Origin of the sequence: Corynebacterium jeikeium (assembly GCF_028609885.1) — a bacterium.
Taxonomy (GTDB): Bacteria; Actinomycetota; Actinomycetes; order Mycobacteriales; family Mycobacteriaceae; genus Corynebacterium; species Corynebacterium jeikeium.
The window spans coordinates 2,367,988-2,382,596 of the sequence record NZ_CP063195.1 but is presented as its reverse complement, the minus strand read 5'-3'; the positions used below and the strand labels follow the sequence as shown (position 1 = coordinate 2,382,596).

Genomic DNA, 14,609 nt, shown 5'->3' with positions numbered 1-14,609 from the left:
CAAAGTTTAGCAGACCCTCATATTGCCCTTGACGTGGTGATCGCTACATTTCCATCACCGGTGGGCGTAATCGTTCCATCGACTCGGTAGACCTCGCGCAACATTTCTTCGGTGAGCACATCCTCCACGGCTCCATGCGCGTAAACGGCGCCGTTGTGAAGCACTGCGATGCGATCGGCGAAGCGTGCCGCGTGCGAGAGATCGTGCATCGTGACCACCACTGCCGCGGGTGCTTCAACGGCGTAGGTGCAAATGTGCTCCATGAGGGTCAGCTGATTGCGCAGGTCGAGAGCACTGGTTGGCTCGTCCAACAGAAGAGCCCGGGGGCGGCGTACGATCGCCTGAGCGAAGCTCACCAGCTGGCGCTGGCCGCCGGAGAGCTGGGACATCGTGCGAGACTCGAATTCTTTCAGACCCAGTCGTGTGAGTACCGCGCTGACTCTATCCTGGGTGGATGTGGCCACGCGCAGCCCACTGAATCCCGTGCGTGAGTGCTGGAGCGCCAGTAGCACCGATTCAAACACTGTAAGGGTGCTTTCCGGCGGGGGATCCTGTGGCAAATACACCGCGTCGGGTCCGGTGACACTGCCGCTGAATCGGCACAGCTGAGCCATGCAGCGCAGCAGGGTGGATTTACCAGCTCCATTGGGGCCTACAAGGGCGGTGACGGTCCCGGCGTCGATCCCCGGAAGAGAAACGCCATTCAGGATCTGCGCTGCTCCGTGGGAAAAGCTCAGGTCGGTGACCTGCAGTGCGGGGGCTGACGGAACCGTGGTGGGCTGTTCCACGAGGTTGTCCTTTCTGGGGTGAGGGAGGGGTCTGGAGCGAGAAGAAGTGGGCGCGGCGACGGAGTTTTAGGTGGGCGAGGAGACGGTTCGGGGCCGGCGGCGCAGAACGATGAGGACGACGAACGCTGGCACGCCCACAATCGCCGTGATGATGCCGACGGGCAGGATCGCGCCGGGCTGGATCAGCTTGGAGACCACGGAGGCTGAGGTAAGCAAGAGCGCACCGGAGAAGATGGATGTAGTGAGGAAAAATCGCTGATCCTCGCCGACGAGCATCCTGGCGATGTGTGGGCCGACGAGGCCGATAAAGCCAATCGTCCCGGCCATCGAAACGGCAGTCGCAGCCATGAGGGAGACGCCCACCAGTGTGAGCGTGCGCAGCCTGTTGACGTTGATTCCCATGGACCTGGCGCGGTCGTCTCCCATTCGAAACGCCGTCAGTGTCCACGCGTTGCGGTAGAAGAATGCGATGACGATCAGCGAGACGAGTGCCAGGAGGCAGATCTGGGGCCACTTGGCGCGCGTGAGACTGCCCATCGTCCAGAAGACCACCTGCTCTAGCTGGGTCTGCGAGGCGAGGTATTGCATCAGTGCCAGGAGAGCGTCGAAAAGGAACACGATTGCAATGCCTAGCAAGATCATTCCCTCCGTGCCGGCGCTCTTTGACCGGGAGAAGAGGACGATCACCGCGCAGGCTGCGATGCCGAACACCCACGCGCTGCCGGCCATCCCCAGCGTTGCTCCAATTCCTGCCGCGGTGAATCCGGAGACGGTGGCGAAGGCGGCGCCGAAGCTGGAGGCAGCGGAAATACCCAGTGTATAGGGCTCTGCGAGGGGGTTGCCCAGGATGGTTTGCATCTCTGCGCCAGCGGCAGCGAGGGCAGCGCCGATGAGGACCGCCGTGATGGTCATTGGCAGGCGAATATCAAAGATGATCTGTCGGTCAACAGGGCGGGAATCGCTGGGGTGAAATAGCACATATATCGCCTCATTAGCAGGCATGCTGCTGCCGATGAGGAAATCTGTGGCGGTGACTGCACATAGCAGAGCCGCGAGCCCGGCGATGATTGCCACCTTGCGCCTGCTGGCTGCTCGGTACCAGCTCACGCCGGGGCGTTGACGTTGCGGGATGCTGTCTTTGTGATCCTTCCCGTTTACGGCAGGGGTTGACCGTGTCGGGGCGACGTGGCTCATGGCAAACCAGTCCAGAAGGTGCCGCTCGCCTCCACGGGGAGGAATTTTTCGTGCAGTTCCTTCATGTCAGCCTGCGGGTCAATGTCGGCAAACAGGTCGGGGTGCATGGCCTTGGCGAACCACTCGATGGCCAGGTAGTTGTACGGAGAGTCGTAGAAGTGATGCCACGCGGCGTAGGCTCTCTTGTCCTTGACGGCTCGCATTTCCTTGAGGACAGGTTGCCCGTTAACGACGCGCTGAAAATCCCGGGCTGCCTGATCGGCGGACTCGTCGTAACCGAGGGGGATAAAGCCAGTCTTTTTTGGCTGCTGCTTGGCATCAGTCCAGTCAGCGCCGGTGGCGATGATGACGTCCGGGTCTTTTCCAGCCAGCGCTTCGGGGGAGACCTGGCCTTGCTTACCTTCAATCATGTCGTCTCCCAGGTTCTTGCCACCCGCTGCGGTGACTAATTGAGCCAGGTTGGACTTGGCGAAAGTGGAGCAGCAGTCGAAGTAGCCGGGAGCTCGCCAGAGGAAGGTTGGGGTGGGAGTGGCTTTGGCTTTTTCCAACCGGTCGTGAACCATGTCCACCTTGGATTCGTAGAACCGGGCGTACTTCTCCGCCTCCTTTTCGTACCCGAGCACTTTGCCGAGCAAGCGCACGCTCGGCACGGTGTTTTTCACCGGGTCGGTGAAGTAGTCGACGGTGACGGTGGGGATTCCAGCCTTTTCAAGGCCGTCGATGATGCCAGCGTCTTGGGCTGCCTCGAAACTGTTCGCAGAGACAATGAAGACATCTGGGCGGGACTCCAGGGCCTGCTCGAGGGACATCGAACCGTCGTAAACCTCGCCGGTCTGCTTGATATCCCCGATCTTCGAGAATTTCTGTTGGTACTTTTTGTACGTGCCGGGATCGTTCTGCTGCAGGTCATCGGGCCAGGCGACGATCCCCTGGAGCGGGTTTTCCTTGTTGAGGATAGCGGTGGTGTAGAGCATTCTCTGCCCGCCCATGAGGATCCGCTCGACCTTCTTCGGAACCTCAACATTGCGTCCGAGGATGTCGGTGATCTGCTGTTTTTCTCCGCTGATTGTGGAGTGTGGTTCGTCGCTGGCGCTGCAGGCGGCGGTCATGAAGAGGCTGGCGGCGGCGACGGCCGAGACAACTGCGCGAGCCATGCGAAGATGAGGGCGCATGGGGGTTCGGGGGCTGCGAGCCCTAAGTGTCGTGAGGGACAACTGTGTTCCTTTCTTTGGGTTGGCTTACTTAGGTTAGCCACACCTTCGATCAAAGGCAATGCTTGGAGGTAAAAGCCGTCTTACGCCCCATTAGGAAATTGAAGCGAGGCGTCGAGAATAGGTCCGCAATAGCAGCACGGCAGTGGTTGCGAAGCCCGCGATCAGTCCCCACCACACGCCGTAGCCCTCCCACCTAAGGAGCTTGCCCATCACCAGAATTCCGGGTACGCCGACTAGCCAATATCCAATGAGAGTGCAGCGCAGCCCGGAAGTGGTGTCCTTGAGCCCCCTCAGCAAACCCACTGTCACGTTCTGAATTCCCTTAGAGAACTGCTGAAGCACGGCGAGGCACAGAAGCAGGACGGCGATGTGGAAGGTGGTGGCGTCTGCACTTCCCAGGAACGGGCGCAGTATCCAGCGACCCAGCAGAAGCCACAGTGCGCCCATAATCCCCAGGTACACGACCACGACGAGTAGCACGCGCCGGGTTACCGCGCGCACCGCGTTGGCGCCTTCGGCTCGTGCCCTCGTGATGAGCACCGACCCGCCATGGGAGAAGCCGATGCAAACCTGGTAGACGATGTACGCTAGCTGGTTGACAACGTTGTGCGCTGCCAACATCTGTGGGCTGAGGGTTCCCATCGCCAACCCGGCGATTGTCGTAATCGCTGCCTCCGAGCCATAGGTCAGGCTAACTGGTACTCCGAGGCGCACGAGGTGGCGTATAGTCTCCCCGTCGCCGGCGCGGGGCAGAACCTGAAAGTAGGGTTGCAGCTCGGGTATACGCAGCACGACCACGCGGAAGGCTAGCAACGTGAAAAGTTGGACGGTGGTCGTGGATAGCCCGATGCCCGCCACCTTCCATGTGTCCGACGTTGCCCAAGCCATAAACGACCAGTTCAGGGCGATGTTGACGAAGATTGATACCAGCGTGATGGCAAGCAGGGAGCCAGGCTTGCGCATGCCCACCGCGAACTGGCGCAAGACGTTGAGCCACAACATGGGGATGAGTCCCGGCGCCAATGTGAGGGTCATGGCGAAGGTGAGATGGGCGACCTGCTCGTCGATAGGCAGAGCAAGAACCAGTGCGCCGAAGGTGATGACCAGTAGCGCGCCGAGGACCGCAGTGCCTGTGCCCACGGCGAAGGAGGATCGCACGGCTCGCCGGATCCGCTCCGCGCCTTCCTCCGAGGGCTGACTAGAGGCTTCTTCCCGTTCCATCTCTGCCGCAGCCTCGGCCACGAGATTTGAGCTGGCCGTCACCATGCCCACGCACATCGTGCGGATCTGGTTGTATAGCTGCATGGCCAAGCCACCGCCAGCGATCGCCAGCACCCCCACGGATTGCAGCATCAGGACGTCCGTGGTGGTCAGCGCCACCCCGGCGAGCTGCACCCCGGCGATGGGAAGGGAAATTCCAAGGACTTCGCGGTACTTCTGAATGGAGTTCAACCTCGCAGCCACCCTCATCTCCGCACCGCGCTGCATCGTGGCGCCTGGCAGCCGGCGCACAAGGAACGCGAATCGCGGTAGGCGCGCAGCATGTTCTCCACGTGCCGCTCTGCGATCTCGGAGCGCAGCCCGTGGCTATCCAACCATGCGTCGTTAAACACTGTGTCCAGGTATTTCTCCCCAGCGTCGCAAACAAGCACTACAACAGTGCTGTTCGCGGCGCAGGTCTGCAAGGTCTGCAGCCCCTCATGGACTGCTGCCCCGGCAGTTCCTCCAACCATTAGTCCGTGTCGCCGGGCGAGTACGCGCGAGGTGGCGAATGCCTTGACGTCGCCTACCTTGATCTGCTGATCGATTAGGGCATAATCCACGTTCTGCCCGATAGTGAAGCCGCCGGGAGCACCCGCGCCGGACTGTTTGTAGGAGCCAGCCGGTCCTCCGAAAATGATGGATCCTTCTGGCTCGACGCCCACCGTTTTTGCCTCGTGGCCCATCCTTCGAAGTTCACGTGTGGTTCCGCAGAGGGTGCCGCCCGTGCCTACGGCGGCGACGAGCACGTCCACGCCGTCCGAACATTGGGCGGAAAGCTCGTGCGCGAGCTGTGCATATCCGCCCGGGTTGTCCGGGTTGTTGTGTTGGTCGGGCCACCAGGCGTTCGGGTCGGATTCGACGATGTGCTTCGCCATGCTCCGCCGGGCTACGGTGGATGGCTTGCTCGTGTCCGGTGAGCCGACGAAAATCAGCTCGGCACCGAGGGCACGCATGGCATCGAGTTTGTCTTTGGCGGCATGATGATCCACCACTGCGGTAAATCTGTACCCGCGCTGGGAGGCCGCGATAGCCAGGCCAAGTCCTGTGTTTCCCGAGGTGGGTTCAACGATCCGGCTACCCGGGCGCAAGAGCCCGGCACGCTCGGCGCCTTGCACCATTTCCATCGCCATGCGGATTTTGACGCTCCCGGTGGGATTGAAGCAGTCCAATTTGAGGATGAGTCGGCTTCCGGTGCCTGTGCGGCAAAGCTCCAGTGCGGGTGTGTTGCCGATCAGGTCGCAGATTTTGGTGCTGACGCGCGGCGGGGCAACCGTGCACACGGCAGGGTGCGCCGACTCGCCGCCCGCGCCGCTCATCGCTGAGTGGGTAGTGCGAGTTGAGATTTTCATGGAACGTGCCAATAGCCTTTCAGAGTTCCACATGCAGGGGGTGATCATGACGAATGGTGGGGACTGAGCTATCCCAGACGAAGCGGCTGGGGAGCGGTAGCTGGTGGAAAGAGCTTTCGTTCTTGTCCATCTGGTATCCAGCCGTGTTGTGGTAAATCAGCAGGTCGCCACGCTTGGGTGCGCGGGGAAAGCAGATGGTTCTCCAGGTGAGCATGTCGTATTCCATGCAGCTTGATCCGCCGACACACGCGCGCGTAGGGGTGCCTTCGCGCTGTGGCCAAAGGGTGGGATCGGGCAAGAATTCGCTGGATTTCCATTGCTCGGACAGGCTCATGCTGAGTCCTGCAGCGGTGAGTATCTGGTACCTGTAGTGCGAATTCTCTTGCGGATTGAGATCTGGGGATTTGCGTTCAGTCTCTGCGCTTTTGACTCCTTGTACCGGGAACACGGTGAGTCCGCAGCCAGCTAGGAGCGCTCTTCCAGGTTCGAGTGCCAGCTTTACGCCCTCGGTGCGCAATCGCTCTGCGAGGGTCTGCCCGTCGACCTGTTTGGTAGGGGTGTTCAGAATGGCGCGCAACATCTCCGGTCCGGTTGCCTTTTCCCCGCCATAGGGATAGGAGGTGCTGGGAGTGTGGCCTGCGTGGAAAGCGCTCGCGTCCGTCAACGTGGGTTGGAATGCTTCCCAGTCTGCGTCGGCGCTGTAGCGAACTGAAAATCCCCCACCGATGTCCAGAGTGTCCGCTCGCCACCCTTTGCGGCGCAGCTCACGCATAAAGTCCAGGCTGCGGTGCGCTTCTTTGCCCCTTTGCTCGGAGCTGTATTCGTTGAGATGAAAGCAGGAGCCGACGATATCGACGTGTTTCCCGAGTTCAGGCAGACCCGAAATGCACGCTGACCACTCTTGAGGTGTACAGCCGAAGCGGCTCTCAGTCTGCTCGGCGGGCAGAATGCGCAGCAGCACGCGTGTGTGGCCGTCGGTGTGGTGTGCAGACGTTTCCCTTCGGGTGATGTCTAGTATTCTTTGCAGTTCGCCGGGCGAATCCGCTGCGATTGTGCACCCGTGACGGATACCCAGCCACAGCAGATTGTCTGCTTTTTCCGCGCCGGTGATCACTAGTTTTGTCCCGCGAATTCCTCCGGCCAGAGCGCCGACGAGCTCCGGTCCGCTGGCTACATCTACGCCTTGATCTGCAGCGGCGATTTCCTGCAGCCAACACTCGGCCTTGTTCGCCTTGCGTGCGAAGAACACAGTGCAGTCCACGTTCATATCCTGTGCCGTGGTGGCAAAGTCCCTCAGATTGGTGCGCAGTTGCGCTGGATACAGCACATGGAAGGGACCCGACGCCAACTCCCGCATCTGCGGCAGAGCCCAGGGGTGGTTGAACAGTTCCTCCTCCCACGCCTGTACGAGCGGTGGTAGGCTGGGCGCTAGCTCCACAGTGTGACCTCGCTTCCCCTTCCTGCGGAAAACGCCCGTACGGCGAGTTCGTGAGCGATGGGAATGTCCGTAACGATCATTCCGCTGCAGAAAGCGAAGATGCGTTCAGAGTCGCTGATACGACCCGGAACCTGGCTGGCGAGGATGTCTGGGAGAGTGGCGTCGAGCTGCACATTGCGCCCCTGGAGGAGCCTCTGACCGACGAGGTCGAACTGCCCTTTGCTGGTTGCGATGACACGGTCGGCTTCCGCGACGGCGCCATCGGCTACACCCTTCGAGGCTACGGAGATTAACAGTCCACCCTCGGGAATCCAGCTGGTATGAATCTTTGGGTGCCACGCACGACCTGACGCCACCACGGTGATGTCGCTGGTCGAGACTGCATCGCGCACGGCGTCGGTGTCCGCGGCGATGATTTCGCGAGCTGAGGTCACTGCGTGAGAAATGCTATCTGAGCTCGTGTTATTCAGTGATTTGGCAGTTCCGATGAGTTCGACGGAGCGGTCCGGGAACCAGCGTTGCAGAACGTCAAGTGTGTCCTTGACGCCCTCGGGATGGGTGCCGTGTAAGCGGAGATGCTGGAGATTCGGCAGGACGGTGAGCAGATATGCCAGCGTGTTCATACTCTGCAGCCCGGTTCCGAGCATCGTTACGGAGGTGGCGCCGGAGCGTGCGCATTCGCGGGCGATGAGCGCGGTGGTTGCCGGAGTGCGGGAGGCGCCGATTTTCTGGCAGTCCATGAGGGCGTAAGGCAGACCGGTTTCGTCGTCGTACAGGGTAATTGTGGTGTAGTACTGGTCGCGGTTGTCGCTGCCTTTGCGGTATGAGGTCTTGTAACCAACGAGGTCTCGCGCGGCGTCGAAACCGAGCATGGAAAAGGCGATTGAGTCGCGACTCTCTACGGGGAGGTCGATCATCATCTTTGTAGGGCAGCGGGAGGCGCCGGACTCCAGTGCAAGGTAGCCATCTTCGACTGCTCGGATGACTTGTTCGGGAGGGAGTTCTATATCTGCGAGATCACTACGAGTGAGGACACGTAGCGATGGGCCGGAATTGGCTAGGTGTTCCATGGTTGCGCTTGTTGAGCCTTGTCTTGTGAGGGGAAGTTTCTAATTGTCCCGGGCTGCCTGCGATGCAATCCCGGTGGCCACAGCGGTAGTGAGCCTTGCGGAAACAAACCTTTGGAAAGGTTAGGTAAGGCTAGGCTACTAACGCGGGGGCTATTAATTTCTTACACGGTGGGCGATAGGGAGCGCAAGGATATGAAAAAGCCCCAGCCTGTGACCCGTATGGGCCACTGACTGGGGCTAAATCTGGTCGGGATAACAGGATTTGAACCTGCGACCCCCTCGTCCCGAACGAGGTGCGCTACCAAGCTGCGCCATATCCCGGTCTGGAGCGGCACGCTAGTCCTGCCTCTGCGAAAAATTCACAACGCAACCCTGTGAAAGGGAGCTAAGCAAAGCCAACGGCTGCAACTCGAACAACTATAGCTCCCGAGGGGGGCAATTTTCAAAATGGCTGCATAACGGGCATTTTTAGCCCGCCGGCTTCTCCACAATGTGGATCAACGTCGCCGACGGGCGGCAGAAAATGCGGAAAGGCACGTACTTAGAGCTGCCCAGCCCGTTGGTCACATGCAGCCACATGCGCTCGGTCCAGCGGGAAAGCCCGCGCGCCCGGCTCCTGTCGATGCCGCAATTCGTCACAATGGCGCGCCCACCCGGCAGGCATAGCTGCCCGCCGTGCGTGTGACCGCTCAGCACCAGCTGGTATCCATCGGCGGCGAAGCGGTCCAGGACGCGCGGTTCCGGGGAGTGGCTCAGCCCGATGGCCAGGTCGGCGTCACTATTAGGGCGCCCCGCGATCCGCGAGTAATCGTCCAGCTCATGGTGAGGGTCGTCCACGCCCGCGATGGCCAGCTTGATCTTTTCTGGACTGGTCAGGGAGCCCGTCGCGGCGGGGTCGATGGCGAACTCGACGGTGGCGTTCGAGGCGTCGTGCCAGCCGCGTTCGATGAAGGCCGCGCGCATCCCCTTCCATGGCAGCTGCACCTGGGAGGGCTTGCGCTTCTTGCCCAGCAGGTAGATGAAGGGGTTCACGGGGCGCGGCGCGAAGTAGTCGTTGCTGCCGAAAACGAACACGCCGGGTCGTTCCAGCAGTGGCCCGAGCGCGCGGAGTACTCCCGGCACGCCGTCCTCCTCGCCGAGGTTGTCGCCCGTGTTGACCACCAGGTCCGGGTCCAGGCGGTCCAGCGCGGCGACCCATTCCTGCTTGTGCTTCTGCTTGTCCAGCATGTGCAGGTCGCTGACGTGCAGCAGTCGGAAGCTATCCCAATCGTCGGGTAGCGTGCCGGGCTCAAGCAGCGGCACTGTTACCTCGTGATGCTGGAATTTTAGGGTTTCTTTATATGACGCCGCAGCGACCGCCGCGCCGGCCGCCCCAACTCCGAGCGCGCTTTTCAGCACGTTGGCGGGGGTGAGCAGACGTTTGCGGGGCTGGGCTGGCGAGTTCGCTGAGGAGTTCCGACGATTGTTCTTCACGTTCCCCAGGGTATCGTTTCGCCCGTGGGCGGGACATACCCGCCGTGCGTCACGCGCGGCGGAGCTAATGCGCTAGCGGAGCTGGTTCAGAAAGTCATCGAGGTCATCGAGGCCGCGGCGGATCTCCGGCGGGAGGTCCAGCTCCCCTTGGCCCTGTGGTGCCTGCGGGGCGGGTGCGGAGTTGCCGCCACTCGAGGCGCCACCACCCGTTTCGCCGGTGGATGCGGGCGCTCCCCACTTGCCGGGGTTTGTGCCTGCGTCGTACTTCTTGTCGTAGGAGGGCAGCTTGCCGCCACCGTACTTCTTGATCATCGGCTTCGAGGCCTCGAAGAAAATCTGTGCGGGCTCGTTACCGCCGTAGAGGTTGCCGTTGCCGCATTGGCGCACAGGCGCGGTGCACAGGTTCTTCGCCGTGCCTCCGTCGTTAAAGATGTAGGAGGATCCAGCCCAACCGGAGGTGAAGCCCAGGAACGCCGCGGAAAAGCTGGTTTCCGTCGTACCCGTCTTGGCGGACAGCGGTCCGCTCCAGCCGGTCGCGCGGGCGGAAGCAGAGGCAGTGCCCTGCTGCACGTCGCTGCCCAGGCCGTTTGCCAGCGCATCGGCGATCTTCTTGTCGATGGCCTGCTCGCAGTCCGCCTTCTCCATTTTTACCTTTTTGCCATTGCGGTCCTTTACGGACAGCACGGGCGTGGGTTCGCACCAGCGGCCGTGGTCGGCCAGGCTGGCGGCCACGTTGGAAAGCTCCAGTGGGTCGACGGCTGTGGGGCCCAGCACGAAGGAACCAAGGTTGTTGTCCTTGATGTATTCCTCCACGGAGTGTTCGCCGTCGAAGCTGCCCTCATTCTTGTAGGAGCGCAAGCCTAGCTTGATAGCTATGTCCGTGATGCGCTTCATGCCCAGCTTCTCCGCCATCTCGATGAAGGGGGTGTTCGGACTGGTTGCTAAGGCTTCCTTCAGCGTCATGTTGGGCTTGTAGGAGCCCGCGTTTTCCACGCAGTACTTGTTCGGCGGGCAGCCCGGTGCGCCACCTGCGCCCATGCCTTCAACCTCGGCGCGGGTAGGCACCGCGAGGTTAGTGTTAAGCCCCATGCCGTCTTCCAGCGCAGCCGCGGCCGCAAAGATCTTGAACACGGAGCCGGCGCCGTGCCCCTGCAGTGAGTGCGGTAGCGGCAGTACGGTCTCCCGCTCGTCCTGGCTTAGCCCATACTCGCGCGAGGAGGCCATGGCCACCACCTGGTGCTTGCCATCCTTGGGTGCGATGTAATTCGTGGCGGCCGATACGCCCTCTTGGTCTGGCGAAACCTTGCTGCGGGCGGCCGTTTCCGCCTGCTTCTGCGCCTGTGCGTCCAGCGTGGTGCGGATCGTGTAACCGCCCTTAGCCACCTCGTCCTTGGAGATGCCCTTCTTATCCAGGTACTCCAGCACGTAATCGCAGAAGAACCCGGAGCCGCCGGCGCCGATGCAGCCGTTGGAGGGAACCTTCGGCTCTTTTAGTACGCCCAGCGGCTTGCTCGAGAGCTCGTCCGCCTTGGCCTGCGACAGGCTATCCGCGTTCACACGTGCCTGCAGTACCGCGTCTCGCCGCTGCTTCGCGCCCTCTGGGTTGGTGTACGGATCCAGTGCGCTGGTGGATTGCACGATTCCAGCCAAGAAGGCCGCCTGATTGTCATTCAGGTCCGACGCGTTCACGCCGAAGTAGGTTTGCGCCGCGGCTTGAACGCCGAAGGCGCTGTTGCCGAAGGAGACCAGGTTCAGGTAGCGCGTCAGGATTTCGTCTTTGGACAGCTTGTCGTCCAAGTCGCCAGCCATCTTCATTTCGCGCAGCTTGCGGGGTAGAGAGGTTTCGATGGCCTGAGCAGCCTCGTCCTCGTTCTCCGCCTCGATTAGCCACAGGTAGTTCTTCACATACTGCTGGTTAATCGTCGACGCGCCCTCCGAGACCCCACCGCTGGAGAAATTCGCCGCTGCGGCGCGCAGGGTGCCGCGGATATCCACGCCTTTGTGCTGGTAGAAGCGGCGATCCTCGATGGCAACGATGCTGTCTTTCATTGCCTGGGAGATCTTGTCTGACGGCACCTCTGTGCGGTTCTGGTTGTACACCCAGGCGATTGTCTTGCCATCCCTGTCAGTTATCCGCGAGCGCAGTGGCACCGAGTTGTTCTCGGAGATGTCCTGCACGTTGGAGTTCATCGCGTCCGTACTGGCGTTTACTACCCAGCCACCCGCGCCTGCAAACGGCAGGATGGCAGCGGCCAGCAGCACGCCACCGGCCAGGATGGCGAGGAACAGTTTCAGAAATGGCTTCGGTGCGTCCACGGCTATCACCATAACCCACGCCTCGGACAACGCTTTGGCCTTTTTGGTCTTTCCTTAGTGACTCCTTGTGACGCCCTCACGCCAACCGTCGGGGGTGATCTCCTCCTTTGCAGTTTTATGCATCTCTCGTGGAAAAAATTCATTCCGGCGCCGATATGGGAAAAGTTCAAGATGTGACGTGCGACACGGTTTACTGGTGGGCTGACCAGCGGGATCGTATGGGCGTCAAAAAGAAAAGGTCGCGGGGTGGGTAGCAGATCTACAGTTTTCGCTGGTCGGTTGAATCCATACTTAAGAAATGTCGCGTGGGCATCAGTTACCCCCAAAATGTGACCTATTCGACACTTCTAAAAACGTGTGAATAAAATTACTACTACAGCAAGCCTCTACGGCAGTTGGCGGTACCAAACGACAACCGACGCACAAGGCGCGAGGGCCGTCCCTGCTGGAGGCACGTTTCGGAGGAAGAGAATGACTGCATCGCTTGCCCGCACGAAGGTGACCAGCGGCTCCAAGCCGACCTGCCAGCCTGCTGAACAGATTACGACCCGCGAGTCCTTTAATAATCGCGGCGAGTGGATCACTCAGGCGCACTGCCGCAACGTGGATCCGGACGAGCTTTTTGTAAAGGGCGCTGCCCAGCGTAAGGCTGTGGCCATCTGCCGCCACTGCCCCGTCGTGCTGCAGTGCCGCGCCGATGCCCTGGACAACAAGGTGGAGTTTGGCGTGTGGGGTGGCATGACTGAGCGCCAGCGCCGTGCGCTGCTGCGCAAGCACCCCGAGATCACCAGCTGGGCGGACTTCTTCGCCGGCCAGCTCGAAGCTGCCAGCGCTACGAAGAAGTAATCACTACAGTGGTTCCCATGACTAAATGGGAATACGTAACCGTACCGCTGCTCACTCACGCCACTAAGCAGATCCTGGATAACTGGGGTCAGGATGGCTGGGAGCTCGTTTCCGTCCTGCCCGGCCCGACCGGTGAGCAGCACGTTGCCTACATGAAGCGCCCGCTGGAGCAGTAGGGCAAAAGAGGCAACAGAAGTAATAAATATAGAAGTAATAAATATGGCACAGCAGAACTTTCGCCAAAAGTTAGAAGAGCTCGGACTGCAGCTACCTCCGGTGGCGGCTCCCGTCGCGGCTTATGTACCGGCCGTGCGTAGCGGGAACATGGTCTACACCTCTGGCCAGCTGCCCTTCGTGGACGGCCAGCTGCCCGTCACGGGCTTGGTCGGTGCTGAGGTGACTGAAGAGCAGGCTTATGACGCCGCCCGTACCGCCGCGCTGAACGCTATTGCCGCCATTGACGACCTGGTGGGTATCGATAACATCGAACGGATCGTGAAGGTCAACGGATTTGTTGCCTCTACCGCGGACTTCGGTGGACAGCCAGGCGTGATCAACGGCGCCTCCGAACTTTTGGGGGAGATCTTTGGCGAGGCCGGTGTGCATGCCCGCGCCGCAGTCGGTGTGGCCGCACTGCCACTGAATGCCCCCGTAGAGGTAGAAATCGTCGCGCAGATCAGCGCATAAAATCGCGGTTCGAACTACACTGGGAGGCATGAAGCACCCCGCTTATAGCCAACTACGTCCAGTAACCCCGAACGCCGGCGTCGTTCTCGCGCCGAACCCCAGCTACGCTGCCCTTGAAGGCACGAACTCCTGGGTGATTAAGGGAGAAAACGACACAGTATCCGTTGTGGTGGATCCGGGTCCACAGGACGAGGGTCACCTGAATGTGTTGAACACCAAGGCCACCGAGGGTGGTGCAGAGATCGGCGTTGTGTTGTTGACTCACCGTCACGCCGATCATGCCAACGGTGCTCAGCGCTTCCGTCAGATCTCCGGCGCGGCGGTTCGCGCTTTCGACAAGCAGTACTGCATCGCAGCTGACGAGTTGAAGGATGGAGAGATCATCTCCTTCGAGGGGCTCACCCCGACTATCGAGGTCGTCCACTGCCCGGGTCATACCTCCGACTGTGTTGCCTTCTTTATTCACTCCAACGGTGGCACCGACGATTCCGACGTTGAGGGCATCATCACTGGCGATACCCTCGCTGGCCGCCACACCACCATGATTTCCGAGACTGATGGTGACCTGGGGGCCTACCTGGAGACCCTCTCCAAGCTGCGCGAGCGCGGCCAGGATAAGCCGCTGCTGCCTGGCCACGGCCCGGATTTGCCGAACTTGGCGGAGGTTGCACAGAAGTACATCGACCGCCGTGAGCAGCGCCTGGAGCAGGTCAAGGAAGCGCTGAAGAAGCTGGGTGACGACGCTTCGGTGAATGAGATCGTCGATGAGATCTACACGGATGTGGATCCGGTGCTGCGCAACGCCGCGGCGCAGTCTACTCGTGTGACGCTGCGCTTCCTGCGCGGTGACGAAGACTAGCGGAGGCTACTGCCACCTGAAAAAGCCCGCACCAGAAGGTGCGGGCTTTTTTGTGTGTTATCTATAGCTCCACCCGGAGCGCGCCGCTCAAGCGCTGCCCAAAAGTGGCGAG

Annotated in this window: 13 protein-coding genes and 1 tRNA gene; 4 read left to right on the top strand and 10 right to left on the bottom strand. The window is 60.9% G+C overall.

From position 1 onward, the window contains the following. Nucleotides 1-17: 17 nt before the first annotated feature. The 10 genes from CJEIK_RS10700 to CJEIK_RS10655 all read right to left on the bottom strand — a co-directional run bounded on the left by CJEIK_RS10700 (nt 18) and on the right by CJEIK_RS10655 (nt 12,117). Complete coding sequence (locus CJEIK_RS10700; protein WP_005292294.1) at nt 18-788, bottom strand: ABC transporter ATP-binding protein; 771 nt, start codon at nt 786-788, stop codon at nt 18-20. A gap of 66 nt (nt 789-854) precedes the next feature. Then, complete coding sequence (locus CJEIK_RS10695; RefSeq protein ID WP_005292292.1) at nt 855-1,982, bottom strand: FecCD family ABC transporter permease; 1,128 nt, start codon at nt 1,980-1,982, stop codon at nt 855-857. Next, a complete protein-coding gene (locus tag CJEIK_RS10690) occupies nt 1,979-3,136 on the bottom strand; it encodes an ABC transporter substrate-binding protein (RefSeq protein WP_005292290.1) in 1,158 nt (385 codons plus the stop codon). Before CJEIK_RS10690 ends, CJEIK_RS10695 begins: the two co-directional genes overlap by 4 nt. Nucleotides 3,137-3,286: 150 nt before the next feature. Then, nucleotides 3,287-4,648 (bottom strand): MATE family efflux transporter, encoded by a 1,362-nt coding sequence (locus CJEIK_RS10685; RefSeq protein ID WP_231913354.1) that lies wholly within the window; start codon nt 4,646-4,648, stop codon nt 3,287-3,289. A gap of 14 nt (nt 4,649-4,662) precedes the next feature. Next, entirely contained in the window at nt 4,663-5,808 is a 1,146-nt protein-coding gene (locus CJEIK_RS10680) for a PLP-dependent cysteine synthase family protein (RefSeq protein ID WP_011274263.1), read from the bottom strand. Between the two features lie 19 nt (nt 5,809-5,827). Beyond that, entirely contained in the window at nt 5,828-7,165 is a 1,338-nt protein-coding gene (locus tag CJEIK_RS10675) for a Y4yA family PLP-dependent enzyme (RefSeq protein WP_231913355.1), read from the bottom strand. A 71-nt stretch (nt 7,166-7,236) separates the two neighbouring features. Then, the gene (locus CJEIK_RS10670) at nt 7,237-8,316 is read right to left on the bottom strand and encodes an ornithine cyclodeaminase (RefSeq protein ID WP_011274262.1); all 1,080 of its coding nucleotides are present in this window, start codon (nt 8,314-8,316) and stop codon (nt 7,237-7,239) included. A gap of 244 nt (nt 8,317-8,560) precedes the next feature. After that, a tRNA-Pro gene (locus CJEIK_RS10665) sits at nt 8,561-8,637 on the bottom strand. A gap of 147 nt (nt 8,638-8,784) precedes the next feature. Beyond that, entirely contained in the window at nt 8,785-9,732 is a 948-nt protein-coding gene (locus CJEIK_RS10660) for a metallophosphoesterase (RefSeq protein WP_370510490.1), read from the bottom strand. Nucleotides 9,733-9,861: 129 nt separating this feature from the next. Then, nucleotides 9,862-12,117, bottom strand: a complete 2,256-nt coding sequence (locus tag CJEIK_RS10655; protein WP_005292279.1) for a transglycosylase domain-containing protein — start codon at nt 12,115-12,117, stop codon at nt 9,862-9,864. 459 nt (nt 12,118-12,576) lie between these two features. Here CJEIK_RS10655 and CJEIK_RS10650 point away from each other — a divergent pair, with 459 nt between their 5' ends. Genes CJEIK_RS10650 through CJEIK_RS10635 form a run of 4 tightly spaced genes read left to right on the top strand, consistent with a single transcriptional unit; the run spans nt 12,577 to nt 14,497 of the window. Continuing rightward, nucleotides 12,577-12,951, top strand: coding sequence for a WhiB family transcriptional regulator (locus tag CJEIK_RS10650; RefSeq protein ID WP_005292277.1), 375 nt, complete (start codon nt 12,577-12,579; stop codon nt 12,949-12,951). Nucleotides 12,952-12,968: 17 nt separating this feature from the next. Then, on the top strand, nt 12,969-13,127 hold the full coding sequence (locus CJEIK_RS10645) for a Sp36 family protein (protein WP_005292275.1): 159 nt from the start codon (nt 12,969-12,971) through the stop codon (nt 13,125-13,127). Between the two features lie 43 nt (nt 13,128-13,170). After that, nucleotides 13,171-13,638 (top strand): RidA family protein, encoded by a 468-nt coding sequence (locus CJEIK_RS10640; protein ID WP_005292274.1) that lies wholly within the window; start codon nt 13,171-13,173, stop codon nt 13,636-13,638. A gap of 28 nt (nt 13,639-13,666) precedes the next feature. Further along, nucleotides 13,667-14,497, top strand: a complete 831-nt coding sequence (locus CJEIK_RS10635; RefSeq protein ID WP_005292272.1) for an MBL fold metallo-hydrolase — start codon at nt 13,667-13,669, stop codon at nt 14,495-14,497. Nucleotides 14,498-14,609 lie beyond the last annotated feature (112 nt).